The sequence below is a fragment of the Streptomyces sp. NPDC027962 genome (assembly GCF_055566095.1).
The window spans coordinates 97,933-115,581 of the sequence record NZ_JBVHTA010000011.1 but is presented as its reverse complement, the minus strand read 5'-3'; the positions used below and the strand labels follow the sequence as shown (position 1 = coordinate 115,581).

Genomic DNA, 17,649 nt, shown 5'->3' with positions numbered 1-17,649 from the left:
CTACGCCAGTCCTGAACATGTTCAAATTCGGTTTGCCCCTCGGGGCGCCTTCGGTTCTGATGACGTCCGCCGGCCCGTAGCCCTACGGCACGAAACAGCGCGCCCGGTGCAACAAGTGCACCGGGCGCGCCGTCGTGTTCGCCGACCGGCGGGGTCAGCCGTCGAGCGACGTCATGACGTGCTTGATCCGCGTGTAGTCGTCGAAGCCGTACGCCGACAGGTCCTTGCCGTAACCCGACTTCTTGAAGCCGCCGTGCGGCATCTCCGCGACCAGCGGGATGTGGGTGTTGATCCAGACGCAGCCGAAGTCCAGCGACTTGGACATCCGCATCGCGCGGCTGTGGTCCTTCGTCCACACCGAGGAAGCCAGCGCGTACTCCACGCCGTTCGCCCACTCGAGGGCCTGCACCTCGTCCGCGAAGGACTGAACGGTGATGACCGGACCGAAGACCTCGTTCTGGATGATCTCGTCGTCCTGCTTCAGGCCGGAGACGACGGTCGGGGCGTAGAAGTAGCCCTTGTCGCCGACGCGGTGACCGCCCGCCTCGACCTTGGCGTGCGCCGGGAGCCGCTCGATGAAGCCGGTGACCTGCTGCAGCTGGTTGGCGTTGTTGAGCGGGCCGTAGAGCACGTCCTCGTCGTCCGGGGCGCCCGTCTTGGTCTCCGCGGCCGCCTTGGCGAGCGCGGACACGAACTCGTCGTGGATCGACTCGTGGACGAGCACGCGGGTCGCCGCCGTGCAGTCCTGGCCGGCGTTGAAGAAGCCCGCCACCGAGATGTCCTCGACGGCCTTGTCGATGTCGGTGTCATCGAAGACCACGACCGGCGCCTTGCCCCCGAGCTCCAGGTGGACGCGCTTGACGTCCTTCGCCGCGGAGGCGGCGACCTGCATGCCGGCGCGCACGGATCCGGTGATGGACGCCATCGCGGGGGTCGGGTGCTCGACCATCGCGCGGCCGGTCTCGCGGTCGCCGCAAACCACGTTGAAGACGCCCTTGGGGACGATCGCTCCGATGATCTCGGCCATCAGCACGGTCGACGCGGGCGTGGTGTCCGACGGCTTCAGCACGACGGTGTTGCCCGCGGCCAGCGCCGGCGCGAACTTCCAGACGGCCATCATCATCGGGTAGTTCCACGGGGCGACCTGCGCGCACACACCGACCGGCTCGCGGCGGATGATGGAGGTCATGCCCTCCATGTACTCGCCGGCGGAGCGGCCCTCGAGCATGCGCGCCGCGCCCGCGAAGAAGCGGATTTGGTCCACCATCGGCGGGATCTCTTCGGTGCGGGTCAGCCCGAGCGGCTTGCCCGTGTTCTCCGACTCCGCGGCGATCAGGTCCTCCGCCCGCTCCTCGAAGGCGTCGGCGATCTTGAGGAGCACCTTCTGGCGCTCGGCCGGCGTGGTGTCACGCCAGGCGGGGAAGGCGGCCGCGGCAGCGTCCATGGCGGCGTCGACGTCGGCCTGGCCGGAGAGCGGCGACGTGGCGTACGCCTCGCCCGTGGCGGGATTGACGATGTCGATCGTCCGGCCGTCGGCGGCGTCCTTGAACTCCCCGTTGATGTAGTTGCGAAGTCGACGCAGCTCGGTGGTCACTGTTGCCACCCCTCCTGTCGTGTCCGATGGGTGAGACACCCCACCCTAATCTCTTCACGGACGTTTTCAACAGGCCCGGCTCTCCGCAACTTCGGATTCGGTGAGATTTGACCCTCCTAACAACGGATTTCATCGCCCAGGGCTTGCCAGACAGACGAGTAGCAGTGCAGAGTGAGCTCGTGGCCAGTCGTAACGCAGACTCCAGGAACGGAAACGGTGCCGGTTCGTCGACCCCGACGATCGACGCCGTCTCCCTCGCGATCATCGAACAGCTCCAGGAGGACGGTCGCCGTCCCTACGCCGCGATAGGCAAGGCCGTGGGCCTTTCCGAAGCGGCCGTGCGGCAGCGCGTCCAGAAGCTGCTCGACCAAGGCGTGATGCAGATCGTCGCCGTCACGGACCCGCTCACCGTGGGTCTGCGACGTCAGGCGATGGTCGGCATCCGCGTCGAGGGCGACCTCGACCCCGTGGCGGACGCCCTGACGGCCATGGCCGAATGCGAGTACGTGGTGATGACCGCGGGCTCCTTCGACCTCATGGTCGAGATCGTCTGCGAGGACGACGACCACCTGCTCGAAGTGATCAACAAGCGGATTCGTGCGCTCCCCGGCGTGCGCTCCACCGAGAGCTTCGTCTACCTCAAGCTCAAGAAGCAGACCTATATGTGGGGAACCCGATAGCCGTGAGCAAGGACCTCTCCAAGACCGCCTACGACCACCTGTGGATGCACTTCACCCGCATGTCGTCGTACGAGCACGCACCCGTGCCCACCATCGTGCGTGGCGAGGGCACCTACATCTACGACGACAAGGGCAAGCGCTACCTGGACGGCCTCGCGGGCCTCTTCGTGGTCAATGCGGGACACGGCCGGCACGAGCTCGCGGAGACCGCCTACAAGCAGGCGCAGGAGCTCGCGTTCTTCCCCGTGTGGTCCTACGCGCACCCCAAGGCGGTGGAGCTGGCCGAGCGCCTCGCCCACCACGCGCCGGGCGACCTCAACAAGGTCTTCTTCACCACGGGCGGCGGTGAGGCGGTCGAGACCGCCTGGAAGCTCGCCAAGCAGTACTTCAAGCTGCAGGGCAAGCCGACCAAGTACAAGGTCATCTCCCGCGCGGTGGCGTACCACGGCACCCCGCAGGGCGCCCTGTCCATCACTGGCCTGCCGGCCCTCAAGGCACCCTTCGAGCCGCTGGTCCCCGGCGCGCACAAGGTGCCGAACACCAACATCTACCGCGCCCCGATCCACGGCGACGACCCTGAGGCCTTCGGCCGCTGGGCCGCCGACCAGATCGAGCAGCAGATTCTCTTCGAGGGCCCCGAGACCGTCGCGGCCGTCTTCCTCGAGCCGGTGCAGAACGCCGGCGGCTGCTTCCCGCCGCCGCCCGGGTACTTCCAGCGGGTTCGCGAGATCTGTGACCAGTACGACGTGCTGCTCGTCTCCGACGAGGTCATCTGCGCCTTCGGCCGCCTCGGCACGATGTTCGCCTGCGACAAGTTCGGCTACGTCCCGGACATGATCACCTGCGCCAAGGGCATGACCTCGGGCTACTCCCCGATCGGCGCGTGCATCGTCTCCGACCGCATCGCCGAGCCGTTCTACCGGGGCGACAACACCTTCCTGCACGGCTACACCTTCGGCGGCCACCCGGTCTCCGCGGCCGTCGGCCTCGCCAACCTCGACATCTTCGATCGCGAGAACCTCAACCAGCACGTCCTGGACAACGAGGGCAAATTCCTGTCCACGCTGCAGAAGCTGCACGACCTGCCGATCGTCGGCGACGTCCGCGGAAACGGCTTCTTCTACGGCATCGAGCTGGTGAAGGACAAGGCCACCAAGGAGACCTTCACGGACGAGGAGACCGAGCGCGTCCTGTACGGCTTCCTGTCCAAGGCCCTCTACGACAACGGCCTGTACTGCCGGGCCGACGACCGCGGCGACCCGGTCGTCCAGCTGGCGCCCCCGCTGATCGCCGACCAGTCGACCTTCGACGAGATAGAGCAGATCCTGCGTACGGTGCTGACGGAGGCCTGGACGAAGCTGTAGTCCACCCGGCATGCGGCCCGGGTACCTCCATCCGAGTGAGATGGACGGTGCCCGGGCCGCGTGCTTCCCGGTACCCCGGCAGTGACTCCTTAGCGTGCCCAGTGACCGATCGGCCCTGTCTTCGTTCCCCCGTACGGGGGGCCGGAAATCTGATCAGAACCGAGGTGTACGTCATGGTGGCCCCGCCCGACAACGATGTGATCTGGGCTCGCTCCCTGCACCACGCCCACCGCGGCTCCCCGGCCCTCGTGGGCGTGTCGCTGGGCGTACGGGACGGCGAGATCCTCGCCGTACTCGGTGCACGTGGCAGCGGCAAGACCACGCTGCTGCACTGCCTGTCCGGCCGGCTCGTCGCCCAGCAGGGCGAGGTGTGGTTCAACAGCTCCCCCGTGCACACCATGTCTCCCGCGCTGCGGGAGCGGCTGCGGCGCGACAGGTTCGGCTGGATCGGCCCCGAGCCGATGCTGGTGCCGGAACTGAAGGCATGGGAGAACGCGGCGCTGCCGCTGCTGCTCAGTGGCCGCTCACGGCGGGCGGCGAAGACCACGGCGATCGAGTGGATGGAACGCCTCGACATCGGCGCCTGCGCGAACAAGCGGCCGTACGCACTGGTCCGCGCCGAGCAGCAGCGTGTCGCCGTCGCCCGGTCGCTGGTCAGCACGCCGTCCGTGCTCTTCGCCGACGAGCCGACGGCCTCGCTGCACAGCACGGACCGGGCCCACGTGCTGCGCACGGTGACTGCCGCCGTCCGGTCGCACCGCATCACCATGGTGCTCGCCACGCACGACATGGACGTCGCGGCGCTCGCGGACCGCACGATCACGGTCGCCGACGGGCGGCGCGTGGGCTCCCCGGTGATCGCCGGAACGGAAGGCCGAGCCGCGTGCTCGCTCTCCGTCTAGCCCGTGGCGCGCACCCGCTGGTACTGCTGCGCCGGCTGATGGTGGTGGCGGCAGCAGCGGGTGTCGGTTTCCTACTGCTGTGCACGCTGACATACGCGATGTCACACCCCGACGACCCGGCGTCCGTCGAGCGCCTGCTGTGGTGCGCGGTCCCGCTCGCCGCGACGGTGTACCTCGCGGTCGCAGTGGCCCGTACGGACCCAGGCACCCGGCCGCGGCCCGGCCTCGACTCGGTCGGGCTCGGCCCCGTCCGCCTGGCGGCCCTCGCCGCGGCGTCCACCGCGCTCTCCTGCACGCTCGGCAGCATGCTCGCGCTGCTGGTCTTCCTCCATCTCCGGGGCGATCTGTCGGGGCTGCCGTTCGACGGAGCCGCGGCCGGACTCCTCGACGCGGGGCAGCCACTGCCGCCGGCCGGCGCGCTCACCCTGCTGGCCCTGGTCCCGCTCGCGGCCACCACGTCGGCCGCGCTGGTGCTGCGGCCCCGGCCCGCGCGGCCCGACGCCGAGGAACTGCCCGCCACCCCCGCCGGGTTCCCGTGGGGCGTCGCGCTCATCGCCGTCGGCCTGGCCGCCGAGACGTACGCGAGCGGCGCGCCCGACGCCGGTCACCCCGCCGGTGTGCTGGTGGGCTGGATCCTCACAGCGGTGGGCCTCTGGCTCGTCGGTCCCGCCGTCACCCACCTGAGCGGCCGCCTGCTCCAGTCCGCCCGCCCCGGTGCGACCCGTCTGCTGGCCGGCCGCATCCTCATGGAGGAGTCACGGCGCATCGGCCGCCCGCTGGGCGTGGTCTGCGCCGTGGCCTCCGGCGCGATTGCCGCCACGGCGGCGTACGGCTCCGCCCCCCGGCCATGGGGTCCGATGACGGCGCTGGGCGCGACGCTGATCGTCGCCTGCACGACGGCGACGCTCGCGACGGCGGCGCTGGAGGTGAAGCAGGCCCGCGCGGAAGCGACAACGGCCCTCCTGGAACTGGGCGCTCCCGCGACAGCCCTCCGCAACGCGGCAGCCCTGCGCGCGGCGGTCCTCGTCATGGCGTTCGCCCCCCTCACCCTGGCCGTGGGCGCCCTGGCAGCGACGCCTCTCGCCCGCTGAGGGGGGGCGCTGCGCGCCCTTTCGGCCCCGGCCTCCGGCCCCTGCGCGCGACCGGGCACGAGATGTCGGCGTGAGGCGGGCCAGGCGGACCGCGCCCCGCCCCCTGGGAGAAGGCGCTTTCGCACGCTCGCGCGCTGCGGCGTGCGGCGGCTCGGCACCGGCCTCCGGTGCCATCCAGCGGCGCGGCCGCGTCCGGGGGCGAAGCCCCCGCCGGGAAACACGGTCCAGGGCGCAGCCCCCGTTCCGGAAACGGTCGGGGAGGGGGACGACGCCGGCACGGCACGCCGAACCGGCGACCGTCTCCCCGACCACGACGCGCAGACCGGGCCCACGACGCAGGCCGTACCACGGCCGGGCCCGGCGGCAAAGCCCCACAAGGCGGCGCCGCCCCGGGTTCGGGAAGGGGCGGGTGCGGGGGCGGCCCCGCCCCCGCCTATCGTGGGCGCATGACGGCCACCCCGCACGACCGCGAGATCGAATCCATCGCAGAGTTCGACCACGTCGTCGCCCGTGGCTCACTCGCCGGATATCGCGTCCAGTGCGTCGACCTCACGCTCCGCACCGCCGCGTTGCTGCGTGTCGACACCGCCGCCGCCGTGTTCCTCGGGTGCCCGATGGAGCCCGACGCCACCGCCAAGGTCCGGGCCGACGGAGCGCTCGTCTTCCCGCCCGTGCCCGACCTGCCTTTCGCCCCGTACCGAGGACAGCTCTACTCCCCCGAGGAACTCTTCGCAGGTCTCGCCGAGGTCGGCTACGAGTCGACCCCCGACGCCCTCGCGTACGAGTGGTTCCAGCGCACGAAGGCCGATGGCGACATCTATGCCTCGATGCTGCGCGCCGTCCACGACGACTCGATCTCCGACGCGCTCGACGAACTCCTGGTCGGCGCACAGGTCGCGGGCGTCATGGGCGGCCATGCGATGGGCCGCGGCACCGATGCGTACGCCGGTGCGGCGCGGCTCGGCAGGGAGCTGTCGCGTGCCGGGTTCACCGTCGCGACCGGCGGTGGTCCGGGCGCCATGGAGGCCGCCAACCTCGGGGCGTACGCTGCGCCGCACCCCGACGAGATGCTGGACGACGCGCTTCTGCTGCTCGCCAAGGCGCCGTCGTTCCTGCCGTCGGTCTCCGACTGGGCGCAGGCCGCGTTCGACGTCCGCCACCGCTGGCCGCGGGGCGGGGACTCGGTCGGCATCCCGACCTGGTTCTACGGCCACGAGCCGCCGAACGCCTTCGCGTGCCACATCGCCAAGTACTTCGCCAACGCCACCCGCGAGGACGGCCTGTTGGCCCGGTCCAATGCCGGTGTGATCTTTTTGCCCGGCGCGGCCGGCACGCTCCAGGAGATCTTCGACAACGCGACCCCGAACTACTACGAGTCCCGCGGCGAGCCGACCCCCATGGTGCTCGTGAACCGGTCCCACTGGACCGAGCACCTGCCCGCCTGGCCGCTGCTCCGCTCGCTGGCGCGGGGGCGGTCGATGGAGAGCCGTATCGCGCTCGTCGACTCCGTCGACGAGGCTCCGGACGCCCTGCGCCGACTGCTCGCGCGCACGCCCTGAGCCGGGCCCCGCGAGCCACTCGCCGTCAAGGAGCGTCCAGGACCACGACCTCGTCCGCGGCGAAGACCACACCCACCGCCGCGCCCTCCTCCGGCGCCTGGGCGACCGAGCACTCGGCTTCCAGCGAAGGGCCGTCCGCGGGCCGAAGCCGTACGGCGACATGGCTCCCCCGGAAGGTGCGGGACTCCACCGTGCACCGCAGCCCCTCTGACGGGTCGGTGAGCCGCACCCCGTCGGGCCGTACGAGCACGGTGCGCTCGCCCCGGGGAGAGCCGTCCGGTACGGGGACCTTGCCCCACACCGTGTCGGCGGCCGCGCCGCCGACCGTCGCAGGCACCACGTTGTCGAAGCCGAGGAAACGGGCGACGAACTCGGACGCGGGCCGCTGCCAGACCTCCAGCGGTGTGCCCGCCTGCGCGATCCGTCCGTCCCGCATCACGACGACGCGGTCGGCGAGCGCGAACGCCTCGCCCTGGTCGTGGGTGACGGCAAGCACCGTCGTGCCCAACCGGCCGAACAGGCCGCGCAGTTCGTCGACGAGCCGTTCGCGCAGCCCGCGGTCCAGCTGGCCGAGCGGCTCGTCGAGCATCAGCAGCCTCGGCTCCGGCGCCAGTGCCCTGGCGAGGGCGACGCGCTGCTGCTCACCGCCGGACAGCGCGGCCACGGATCGTTTCTGCGCCGCCGGGAGCCCCACGAGCCGGAGCAACTCGTCGACCCGGTCCGCCTGTTCGCTGCGCCCCGCGCCGTGCATCCGCAGCCCGAAGGCGACGTTGCCGCCGACGTCCCGCTGCGGGAAGAGCTGGTGGTCCTGGAACATCAGCCCCACGCCGCGCCGGTGCACCGGTATGCCCACCTGATCGGCGCCGTCGAGCAGCACCCGCCCCGCGTCGGCGTCCTGGAGGCCGGCGACCACACGCAGCAGCGTGGACTTGCCGCTGCCGCTCGGCCCGAGCAGGCACACGATGTCGTGCTCCGCCACTTGGAGGTCCACCGCGTCGAGCGCCGTCCGCGGCCCGAACCGTACGCTCACGCCCTCCAGTTCCAGCAGCGCCATCAGAACTCCTCGGACGTGGTGTCGGTACGGATGCGTTCGAGCAGGAGCAGTGCCGCCGCGCACACCACCATCAGGATCGTGCTCAGCGCCATCGCCTGCCCGTAGTTGAGCTCGCCGGGGCGGCCGAGCAGCCGTGCGACGGCGACCGGCAGGGTCGGGTTGTCGGGCCGGGCGATGAACACGGTCGCGCCGAACTCGCCCAGGGACACGGCGAACGCGAATCCCGCCGCCACCAGGACCGCCCTGCGCACGAGCGGCAGGTCGACCTCGCGCCACGCCCTCAGCGGTGACGCGCCCAGTACGGCGGCCGCCTCCCGGAGCCGTTCGTCCACGGCCCGCAGCACCGGCAGCATCGTCCGCACGACGAACGGCACACCGACCAGCGCCTGCGCGAGGGGCACCAGGATCCACGACGCCCGCAGGTCGAGCGGCGGCTCGTCGAGAGTGATCAGGAAGCCGAAGCCCACGGTCACGGCGGAGACGCCGAGCGGAAGCATCAGCAGGGCGTCGAAGCCGCGTACCAGCCTGCCCGCCTTGCGGGTGAGCGCTGCCGCGGCGAGGCCGCCGACGGCGACCGAGATCGCGCTGGCGGCCAGGGCGTACCGGAGGGAGTTCCACACGGCGTCGATGGGCGGCACGAGGAACGCGCCTCCGGCCGGGTCCACGGTGCCCAGTTCGCGGTAGTAGGCGAAGCCGTATCCGCCCGGAGTGTCGAAGGAGCGCTCGACGAGTACGGCGAGCGGAGTGAAGAGCAGTACGACGACGGTGGCCAGCACGGCACAGAGCAGCGCCCACTGCGCCGCTCCGCGCGGCGGGCGCGCGGTCCGGGCCGGGTCGACGAGCCGCAGCGAGCTCTCCCGGCGCCTGACGGTCCAGGCGTGCACGGCGAGGACCGCGCCGACAGCCGCGAGCTGCAGCAGGGTCAGTACGGCCGCGGTCGGCAGGTCCAGGAACTCGGCGGTCTGCCGGTAGATCTCCACCTCGAGGGTGGAGAACGTGGGGCCGCCGAGGATCTGCACGACACCGAAGGAGGTGAACGTGAAGAGGAAGACCATCAGGGCGGCGGCGGCCAGCGAGGGCGTCAGCGCCGGCAGGGTCACCCGCCGCCAGGCGGCGAGACGCCCCGCACCCAGCACCCGGGCCGCCTCCTCCTGGCGGGGGTCGAGCTGGGACCACAGGCCGCCGACGGTGCGTACGACGACGGCGTAGTTGAAGAAGACGTGTGCGAGCAGGATCGCCCACACGCTGGTGTCCAGCCGGACGCCCCACGTCTCGTCGAGGAGTCCGCCACGCCCCAGCAGCGCCAGGAACGCCGTGCCGACGACGACCGTCGGCAGCACGAACGGCACGGTGACCACCGCACGCAGCAGTCGTTTGCCGGGGAACTCGAGGCGGGCGAAGACATACGCACCGGGCAGCGCGATCAGCAGGGTCAGCGCGGTGGAGGCGAACGCCTGCCAGGTGGTGAACCACAGCACGTCCCGGATGTCCGGCCGCCCGAGCACCTCTGCGAAGCGGCCGAACTGCCACACCCCGTCGAGGTGGAGGCCACGACCGACGATCGCGGTGACGGGGTAGGCGAAGAAGACGGCGAAGAAGGCGACCGGCACGGCCATGAGGCCGAGCCGCGCCGCGTTCCCGCGCAGGGACTTCCTTACTTCAGGACGAGCGAGGACCACGACCGGACCCACTGCTCACGGTTCTTCGCGATGGTGTCCGCCGCGACCGTCTCGGGCTGCTCGACGACCGCTCCGTGCTTCGTGAACAGCTCCGGCAGCTTCGCGTCCTCGATCACCGGGTTGACGAACATGTTCAGCGGCATGTCCTCCTGGAACTGCTTGCTGATCAGGAAGTCCAGCAGCGCCTTTCCGCCCGCCTCGTTCTTCGCTCCCTTCAGCAGACCGGCGAACTCGATCTGGCGGAAGCAGGTTCCCGTCGCGACACCGGTGGGCGCCTCGGCCGGCTGCGGATCGGAGTAGAGCACCTCGACCGGCGGGCTGGAGGCGTACGAGACGACGAGCGGACGGTCGGCCTTGGCCTTCTTGCCGCCGGCGGAGCCGGAGAACTCCTCGTTGTACGCCTGCTCCCAGCCGTCGACGACCTTGACGCCGTTGTCCTTCAGCTTCTTCCAGTAGCCCTGCCAGCCGGACTCGCCGTACTCGCCGACGCTGCCGAGCAGGAAGCCGAGGCCCGGCGAGGAGGTGGCGGCGTTCTCCACGACCAGCATGTTCTTGTACTCGGGCTCGGCGAGGTCCGCGAAGGTCTTCGGCGGCGCGAGCTTCTTGTCGGCGAAGAACTTCTTGTCGTAGTTGACGCAGATGTCTCCGGAGTCGACGGGCGTGACGCGGTGCTTGCCCGCGTCGAGCTGCACCTCCTCGGCCACCCGGTCGAGGCCCTTGGCCTCGTAGGGCGTGAAGAGGTTGTTGTCGAGCGCACGGGAGAGAAGGGTGTTGTCGACACCGAAGAAGACGTCGCCCTGGGGGGAGCCCTGGGTGAGGATCTCCTTGTTGAGCGCGGCGCCCGCGTCGCCGCTCTTGAGCACCTTGACCGTGTAGCCGGTCTGCCGGGTGAACTCCTTCAGCACGGCGTCCGACGCGGCGAACGAGTCGTGGCTGACGAGGGTGATGGTCTTGGACGCGCCCGGGGAGTTGGACCCGGAGCCCTTGTCCTCGGACTTCTCGCCGCAGGCGGAGAGGACGGAGATGCCGACGGCACCCGCGAGTGCGGCGCCGGCGGCACGCCGAAGCTGGCTGTTCATGATGGTGCTGACTCCCTACGCCGGTATGACCCGGATCAGGTCCGAGGGTCTGCGGCCCGTTGCCGTGAAGGCCTCGCCGCACTCTCAGCGCTCTGGTGCGCTCCCCTGTCGGAATGTGTTGTTGTTCATCTGTGCGAATGCACAGGGCACAGTATCAGCCATGGCCGACGGGCTCAGAAGCCCATGGGCCCTGCCCAGCGGAGCCGCGTCGGACTTCCGAAGCCCATGGGCCCTGCTCAGCGCTCGGTCGCCGCCAGCTGCCCGCAGGCCCCGTCGATCTCCTGGCCACGGGTGTCCCGGACCGTGACCGGTACACCGTGGGCGGCGATCGCCTCGACGAACGCCTTTTCGTCCTCGGGGCGCGAGGCCGTCCACTTCGACCCCGGCGTCGGATTGAGCGGGATCAGGTTCACATGGACCCTCTTGCCCTTCAGCAGCCGGCCGAGCAGATCACCGCGCCACGCCTGGTCGTTGATGTCGCGGATCAGCGCGTACTCGATGGAGATACGACGGCCCGACTTCTCCGCGTACTCCCAGGCGGCGTCGAGGACCTCACGGACCTTCCAGCGCGTGTTGACGGGGACCAGGGTGTCGCGCAGCTCGTCGTCCGGGGCGTGCAGCGAAACGGCGAGGCGGCACTTGAAGCCCTCGTCGGCGAAGCGCAGCATCGCGGGCACGAGACCGACGGTCGAGACCGTGATGCCTCGCTGCGACAGACCGAGTCCGTCGGGCTCCGGGTCGGTGAGACGGCGGACGGCTCCGACGACCCGCTTGTAGTTGGCGAGCGGTTCGCCCATGCCCATGAAGACGATGTTGGACAGCCGCGCGGCTCCTCCGGGGACCTCGCCGTCGCGCAGCGCGCGCATGCCGTCGACGATCTGGTGCACGATCTCCGCGGTGGACAGGTTCCGGTCGAGGCCGGCCTGCCCGGTGGCGCAGAAGGGGCAGTTCATCCCGCAGCCGGCCTGCGAGGAGATGCACATGGTGACCCGGTCCGGATAGCGCATCAGCACGGACTCGACCAGCGTGCCGTCGTGCAGGCGCCACAGGGTCTTGCGGGTCGTGTCGGCGTCGCACGAGATGTGCCGCACGACGGACATCAGGTCGGGCAGCAGCTCCGCGGCGAGCTTCTCGCGCGCGGCCGTGGGGATGTCGGTCCACTGGGCCGGGTCGTGGGCGTACCGCGCGAAGTAGTGCTGGGACAGCTGCTTGGCGCGGAACGGCTTCTCGCCGATCGCGGCGACGGCGTCCTTGCGCTCGGCGGGCGTGAGGTCGGCGAGGTGCCGCGGGGGCTTCTTGGCTCCGCGGGGCGCGACGAAAGTGAGTTCTCCGGGCTTGGGCATGGTTTCTCCAGTGTCGCAGACAGGCCGAGGTGCGCCGGGCCGCCGCCCAGCTCAGCGACCGCCAGGGCCAGACCGTAGCGGTCGTTGTTGGTCGTCGTGGGTTGTCATCGGTGGCCCTCCGACGGCCCACAGACGGCCCGGCCTGCAAAGCTCCGTCCGCAGGTCAGGCCCGTCAGTCGTCGCTGCTGGCGGGGACCGTGCCGACGGCCAAGAGGTGCGAGCTGGCAGCAAGAAGCTCCGGGTACGGCTCTGCCATGCGGGCCGCTTCCATGGCTGAGGCAATCAGCTCATCCGTGGGGCCTTCGCCTGGCTGCTGTTCTGCCGCCTTCACGAGCGACCAGGCGGGGCCCTCGATACCGAACACCTGGACATCCCTCAACCCGGCGGCGACCAACTCCGTCACAAGCTCTTCAGCCCGGTGGAAGTACGAGAGGGTGAAGCCGCGCGCGCCGTCATAGATGGCCGTCTCAAGGATCTTGGAGACGGAGTCATGAATTCGCTCGGTGTGCAGGTGGGCGTACGTAACGTGCTCAAAGAGCGACGCATAGCGATTGATCGCGGCGGCGGCGACCACTCCGCCCGGTCTGGCCACACGGGAGGCTTCTGCCAACGCTTGATGCCGATCGGCGGGGTCTGGCAGGTGGTACAGCGGCCCGAGGAGCTGCACAACGTCAAAGCTGTCGTTCGGCTCCGGCAGGTCGCGCGCGTCCCCTACGACCGCTGGGCACACCGCCGACGCGGTTTCAACGTGCCGGGGCACCGGGTCCACCAGAGCAACTTCGTAGCCGTCCTTCACGAGCCACTCAGCATGAACCCCGGTCCCCCCGCCCACGTCGAGCACACGCGCTGGCGCGGGGGGCAGAAAGCGTCGGAGGAGTTCTTGGGTCCTGGCCAGTTCCATCCGACCGTCTGCCGAGCTGCGAAGGCGGCTGTCCTCGTTGACCGTCTCGCCATAGAACCGCATCACGGAGGGAGCCAATTCGAGATTCGACATGGTCGCAGTATCGTGTGTACCGGTGGACCAGTCCAGCGCAGGAAATAGGGGAAACCATGGCTGTTCTGAAGTATGAAGAGATCGCGGAGTTCCTGCGCGCACGCATTGCCGCTGGTGAGATCGCTCCTGGGGACACGATTCCCTCGGGTCGCGAGCTGGCCGAGCAGTGGGATGTATCACGAGCCACTGCCATCAAGGCCGTGGACGTGCTGCGCAACGATGGCGTGGTCGTGGCCAAGCAGGGAACCGGATTCGTCGTCACGGAGACGCCCGTGGCACGCCCCGCCGGCGCTCGCCGCGCGGGGTCAGCGCGCATCCTGGGCGGCATGCCGTTCCTGCGCGTCGGCGCGCCCGACTGGGCGGAACCCCCTGCCCGCGTCGCCGCTGCCCTTGGGCTCCCCCCCGGGACGAAGGCGCTTCGGCGCGTTCGCGTCCTACAACTCCCGGACGGAACGCCGAATAGCTGTGTTGAGGCGTGGTTCCCTCCGGAGATCGCAGAGGCATCACCGCGCCTTGCAGACACTTCACCAATCGCGGAAGGGACGACGCGCTACGTGCGGCGACAGACCGGACGGGGCCCGGCCGAAGGTGTGGACGTCACCACCGTGCGTCTCGCCACGGAGACGGAGGCGGACCGCTTGGGAGTGCCGCCGAACACGCCGGTAGCCGTGCTGCTGCACACGGCGTACGACGAGCAGGGACGGCCGTTGGTCTGCGAGGAGGGCGTCACGCCCTCTTCGTTCTTCGAGCAGGTGGATACCTACGCGATGTAGGCGAACAGCGAGCACCAAAGACGGCTGGACCGGTCCACCGGTTCAGCTTTTTTGTCGCTCCAAAACCAGCCCTCACCTGCAATTCCCTCCCTGGCGAGGTATCGATGGGCCGACCCACCGCTTGACTGGACCGGTCCACCGGTCCAGTCTCTTGGTGTGGCCATCGCCCGATCCGGAACTTTCGGAGGGGTCGATTCCGTCACGCCAAAACTCAACAGCGTGATCCACCGCAGTACGGCGGCCGTGACCTTCCGGCCAGGCGAGTGGAGACCAGTCGGCCGAGAACGGGCCCCCGTCACACCGGGGCCCAACACCCGAAGTGGGGACACGCCACCGACTCGAAAGAACCGCTACGGCACACCTTGAAGCTGCCCCCCTCAGACGTCCGGGACTTCGGATCTCCCCGGACCGAGCAGCGCCGAGCGAATCGGAGAACCGAAGCACCAGCGCTCACGGTGCCCGGCATTCACCGCCCGCCCTACCGGCGGGCTGCGGTGTCGGGTCGCCGTGGTCGCTCGTAGTCCACGAACGACCCCACACGGCGCGAGACCCCGGTGCTGACACACCGGGGCCTCATTTCGGGCCGTCTTACCTGCTAGGGAGAACACGACCCATGATGACCATCGCTGCACTTCAGGCCGTTGTTACGGCTGTCCCGTTCGACCGTGAGCCGTCGGCTGCGGAGCTGGACGCGATCGAGTTCGAGATCCCCGTCATCGTGGCGGAGGTCGAGCTGCTGGACGCGCAGATCACGATGCTGGACCGGCCGGTGAACGAGCTGGACATGCGGCGTGTGCGTCGGGCCCGGAACCGGGTGCTGGCCGCGCGGTGTGAGCTGACCAACCGTGCCGCCGTTGCGGCGCCGGGGGGTGCGGCATGAACGAGCGCATCGAACCCGCCGGCGCGGTCGCCGATCTGCTGGCCGCTGTCGTGGAGGCTCTCGACATGCCGCTGCCGTCGCTCGACGACGCCGACGAGCGCGCCTATCACCGGCTGCTCGAGCGCCGAATCTCCGCCGTGCGCATCGCGCTCGCGGTGAAGCTCCAGTACCTCGACGATGACGACGTCAGCGACACCACTGACGCCATCCGCCGACGGACCGCCGAGGAACCGATCACCTACACCCCGTTCGACTTCAAGAAGAACGGGGACGGGTCGTGAACCGCTTCGGCAAGACGCTGCTCGTGCTCGCCCTGGTCGCCGTCGTCGCCATGGCGTTCCGGGTGTCCTGGAACGCGCTGCGGGACGTCGCCACGGCGACCGGCGCGGACGCCACGGCCGCGACGCTGTACCCGTTCGTCGTCGACGGGCTCATGGCGCTCGCCCTGGTCGCCACGCTCGTACTGACCGGTGACGCGAAGCGGTTCGCGCTGCGGGTGCTCGCCGCCTACACCGTGGCCTCACTCGTCCTGAACTACGTGCACGGGCTGGTGCCCGAGTTGCACGGTCGATCGGTCGACTGGGGCCGACTGGCCAACTGGGATCCGGCGAACTGGGCGCTCGTGCTGCTCGCCACCTCACTGCCGGTCGGGTCGATCTACTTCGGCTCCGACCTGGTCGCCAAGGTCCTGCACCACCGACCCGACCCCACACCAACACCCACCGAAACGCTGGAAACCGATGCAAATCGGTCGACGGCTGACCTGGAAGAACACCCCGAACCGCTCGCCGTGCCGATCGAGCAGCCCGACGTTGCAGCGATCGAGCCGGTCACGGTCGCGGTCGAGGCCATCGAGCCGGACGCCGATGGGGTGCCGGTCGTTGCGGTGGCGGCCGAGTCGTCGCGTCCGCGTCGGGCGACCGGTCGACTCCCGCAGTCGGCCCGATCGCCTCGACCGGCCCGCACGGCCGAGGAGCTGCTGATCGAGGCCCGGGAAGCGACCGCCGGTTGGGCGGTCGCGGAGCTGACGGCCGAGGGCATCCGCAAGGCGGTGCGCACGTCCCCGGCGAAGGCCCGGGTCCTGCGCGAGACGCTCCGCGCCGAACGCGCTCCGGTCGCCCCTGAGCCGCTGCCGGTGGTGACGGTATGAGGCGCCGGCCGCGGGTGCTGGACCTGTTCTGCGGTGCGGGTGGTGCGGGGATGGGGTATTGGCGGGCGGGGTTCGAGGTCGTCGGGGTCGACATCGTGCCCCGGCCCTCGTACCCGTTCGCCTTCATCGAGGGTGACGCGCTCGATGCCATGCGGGAGATGTGCCAGGACTTCCACCTGGTGCATTCCTCCCCGCCGTGCCAGTCGCAGTGCACTCTGACCAAGGGCACCAACAAAGGCCGCCGGTACGTCGACCTGATTCCGCAGGTGCGCGAACTGGGCCAGTGGTTCGGCGTGCCGTGGGTCATCGAGAACGTCAACGGCGCCGGGATCCGCAAGGACCTCACCCTGTGCGGCGAGATGTTCGGGCTGGGTGTGATCCGGCACCGGCACTTCGAACTCGGCTGGCTCGACGAAGTCGTCCAGCCGCCGCACCGCCCGCACCGCGGCCCCGTTCGCGGCTGGCGGCACGGCGTGTGGCGGGACGGCCCGTACATCGCCGCCTACGGCAAAGGCGGCGGCAAGGGCAACGTCGCGGAGATGCAGCAGGCCATGGACATCACATGGACCGCCGACCATCACGAACTCACCGAAGCGATCCCGCCCGCCTACACCCGCCACATCGCCCAGCAGTACATCGGCGGCGACTGGGCCGCCGCCTACGAGCCCACCGTCACGGTGCGGCTGCGGCAACTCGCCCGCACGACACCGCACCCGGGCGAACTCGCGGCGGTGGCCTGATGACCGCCCGCCGCGACCTGTACGACCCCACCGGCGAACGCCACGGCATCCCCACCTACCCCTGGCGCTGCGCCCCCGACGGCTACGCCACCCGCCGCCAACTCCGCGAGCTCGGGCTTCGGCCCGGCGGCCAGGACGTCACCGCACAGTGCCTGCGCCCGCGCCACCGTCGCGGCCCGCTCACCGCCTACCTGTACCGCATCGACAAGGCCCTACCGGTCCGGCCGATGACCCCGGCCCGCCGGGCGGCACTGGCCACAGCCAACCGCGCCCGGCGCATGTGCCCCGAGTGCGGGCGCGATGCCGGATACGTCATCCCCGCCTCGCTCGGCACCTGCGTGCCCTGCGCCTACCCCGAAGGGGCAACCCATGGAGAACCTGCCTGAGCTGGCCCGTGTGGTGCAGCTCCCCGACGGCACCCACGTCTACATAGACCCCGCCAACCTCCCGGCCGTGCCGCCGTCCTGCGGCGGTCCGCAGGTCGTCCACCAGCACGTGCACCAAGCCCCGCAGGACCGCACGGTGCAGCGCATCGCGCTCGGGTCCGGTGTCGGCGCGGGAGCCGTGGCGGCCGGCGTCTACTTCGGCCCCCTCCTGGTCGGCGTGCTCACTGCCATGGCCGCGAACCTCGCGCTGCTGGCCGTGATCGCCGCCGTCTGCGCCTGGGGCGTCGTCACCGTCGTCAAGAGCGTCGGTGGCGCGGACGGCAAGGCCGCCGCGAAGAACATCGCCAAGTCCCGCCGCCGTCGCGGCTGACGGCTGCCCGA

Annotated in this window: 18 protein-coding genes and 1 riboswitch; of the genes, 12 read left to right on the top strand and 6 right to left on the bottom strand. The window is 70.3% G+C overall.

The features are described from left to right. Positions 1-154: 154 nt before the first annotated feature. On the bottom strand, positions 155-1,594 hold the full coding sequence (locus tag ACZ4SA_RS13455; protein ID WP_468273496.1) for a gamma-aminobutyraldehyde dehydrogenase: 1,440 nt from the start codon (positions 1,592-1,594) through the stop codon (positions 155-157). A 164-nt stretch (positions 1,595-1,758) separates the two neighbouring features. Between ACZ4SA_RS13455 and ACZ4SA_RS13450 the strand changes: the two genes are divergently transcribed. The 5 genes from ACZ4SA_RS13450 to ACZ4SA_RS13430 all read left to right on the top strand — a co-directional run bounded on the left by ACZ4SA_RS13450 (position 1,759) and on the right by ACZ4SA_RS13430 (position 7,190). Next, positions 1,759-2,274 carry an Lrp/AsnC family transcriptional regulator gene (locus ACZ4SA_RS13450; protein WP_468273371.1) on the top strand — a complete coding sequence of 172 codons (516 nt, stop codon included), beginning with the start codon at positions 1,759-1,761 and terminating at the stop codon, positions 2,272-2,274. After that, positions 2,259-3,638 carry an aspartate aminotransferase family protein gene (locus ACZ4SA_RS13445; protein WP_468273369.1) on the top strand — a complete coding sequence of 460 codons (1,380 nt, stop codon included), beginning with the start codon at positions 2,259-2,261 and terminating at the stop codon, positions 3,636-3,638. Before ACZ4SA_RS13450 ends, ACZ4SA_RS13445 begins: the two co-directional genes overlap by 16 nt. A gap of 173 nt (positions 3,639-3,811) precedes the next feature. Beyond that, on the top strand, positions 3,812-4,540 hold the full coding sequence (locus tag ACZ4SA_RS13440; RefSeq protein ID WP_468273367.1) for an ABC transporter ATP-binding protein: 729 nt from the start codon (positions 3,812-3,814) through the stop codon (positions 4,538-4,540). Then, positions 4,522-5,631 (top strand): hypothetical protein, encoded by a 1,110-nt coding sequence (locus tag ACZ4SA_RS13435; protein ID WP_468273366.1) that lies wholly within the window; start codon positions 4,522-4,524, stop codon positions 5,629-5,631. Before ACZ4SA_RS13440 ends, ACZ4SA_RS13435 begins: the two co-directional genes overlap by 19 nt. Positions 5,632-6,077: 446 nt before the next feature. Further along, a complete protein-coding gene (locus ACZ4SA_RS13430; protein ID WP_468273363.1) occupies positions 6,078-7,190 on the top strand; it encodes an LOG family protein in 1,113 nt (370 codons plus the stop codon). A gap of 25 nt (positions 7,191-7,215) precedes the next feature. On the opposite strand, the gene ACZ4SA_RS13425 is transcribed toward ACZ4SA_RS13430, so the two are convergent. The 5 genes from ACZ4SA_RS13425 to ACZ4SA_RS13405 form a co-directional block, all read right to left on the bottom strand. Then, positions 7,216-8,244 (bottom strand): ABC transporter ATP-binding protein, encoded by a 1,029-nt coding sequence (locus tag ACZ4SA_RS13425; RefSeq protein WP_468273361.1) that lies wholly within the window; start codon positions 8,242-8,244, stop codon positions 7,216-7,218. Continuing rightward, positions 8,244-9,860 (bottom strand): ABC transporter permease, encoded by a 1,617-nt coding sequence (locus ACZ4SA_RS13420; RefSeq protein ID WP_468273359.1) that lies wholly within the window; start codon positions 9,858-9,860, stop codon positions 8,244-8,246. Before ACZ4SA_RS13420 ends, ACZ4SA_RS13425 begins: the two co-directional genes overlap by 1 nt. A gap of 38 nt (positions 9,861-9,898) precedes the next feature. Continuing rightward, positions 9,899-11,002, bottom strand: a complete 1,104-nt coding sequence (locus ACZ4SA_RS13415) for a thiamine ABC transporter substrate-binding protein (RefSeq protein WP_468273357.1) — start codon at positions 11,000-11,002, stop codon at positions 9,899-9,901. Beyond that, positions 10,998-11,119, bottom strand: a riboswitch (TPP riboswitch). It overlaps the preceding gene by 5 nt. A 119-nt stretch (positions 11,120-11,238) precedes the next feature. Continuing rightward, entirely contained in the window at positions 11,239-12,345 is a 1,107-nt protein-coding gene (gene rlmN, locus ACZ4SA_RS13410) for a dual-specificity RNA methyltransferase RlmN (RefSeq protein WP_468273354.1), read from the bottom strand. A 172-nt stretch (positions 12,346-12,517) separates the two neighbouring features. Continuing rightward, positions 12,518-13,339, bottom strand: coding sequence for a class I SAM-dependent methyltransferase (locus tag ACZ4SA_RS13405; protein WP_468273351.1), 822 nt, complete (start codon positions 13,337-13,339; stop codon positions 12,518-12,520). Positions 13,340-13,395: 56 nt separating this feature from the next. On the opposite strand from ACZ4SA_RS13405, the gene ACZ4SA_RS13400 reads away from it, so the two are divergent. The 7 genes from ACZ4SA_RS13400 (at position 13,396) to ACZ4SA_RS13370 (ending at position 17,638) form a co-directional block, all read left to right on the top strand. After that, positions 13,396-14,112 carry a GntR family transcriptional regulator gene (locus tag ACZ4SA_RS13400; protein WP_468273349.1) on the top strand — a complete coding sequence of 239 codons (717 nt, stop codon included), beginning with the start codon at positions 13,396-13,398 and terminating at the stop codon, positions 14,110-14,112. A gap of 613 nt (positions 14,113-14,725) precedes the next feature. Next, positions 14,726-14,992: a DUF6284 family protein gene (locus ACZ4SA_RS13395; protein WP_468273346.1), complete on the top strand. Its 267-nt coding sequence runs from the start codon at positions 14,726-14,728 to the stop codon at positions 14,990-14,992. Next, positions 14,989-15,273 (top strand): hypothetical protein, encoded by a 285-nt coding sequence (locus ACZ4SA_RS13390; RefSeq protein WP_468273344.1) that lies wholly within the window; start codon positions 14,989-14,991, stop codon positions 15,271-15,273. Before ACZ4SA_RS13395 ends, ACZ4SA_RS13390 begins: the two co-directional genes overlap by 4 nt. Then, the gene (locus ACZ4SA_RS13385; protein ID WP_468273342.1) at positions 15,270-16,142 is read left to right on the top strand and encodes a DUF2637 domain-containing protein; all 873 of its coding nucleotides are present in this window, start codon (positions 15,270-15,272) and stop codon (positions 16,140-16,142) included. The genes ACZ4SA_RS13390 and ACZ4SA_RS13385 overlap by 4 nt, the downstream gene beginning before the upstream one ends. Next, positions 16,139-16,882: a DNA cytosine methyltransferase gene (locus tag ACZ4SA_RS13380; protein WP_468273340.1), complete on the top strand. Its 744-nt coding sequence runs from the start codon at positions 16,139-16,141 to the stop codon at positions 16,880-16,882. The genes ACZ4SA_RS13385 and ACZ4SA_RS13380 overlap by 4 nt, the downstream gene beginning before the upstream one ends. Beyond that, on the top strand, positions 16,882-17,268 hold the full coding sequence (locus ACZ4SA_RS13375) for an RRQRL motif-containing zinc-binding protein (RefSeq protein ID WP_468273337.1): 387 nt from the start codon (positions 16,882-16,884) through the stop codon (positions 17,266-17,268). Before ACZ4SA_RS13380 ends, ACZ4SA_RS13375 begins: the two co-directional genes overlap by 1 nt. After that, positions 17,252-17,638: a DUF6251 family protein gene (locus ACZ4SA_RS13370; RefSeq protein ID WP_468273335.1), complete on the top strand. Its 387-nt coding sequence runs from the start codon at positions 17,252-17,254 to the stop codon at positions 17,636-17,638. The genes ACZ4SA_RS13375 and ACZ4SA_RS13370 overlap by 17 nt, the downstream gene beginning before the upstream one ends. Positions 17,639-17,649: the final 11 nt, after the last annotated feature.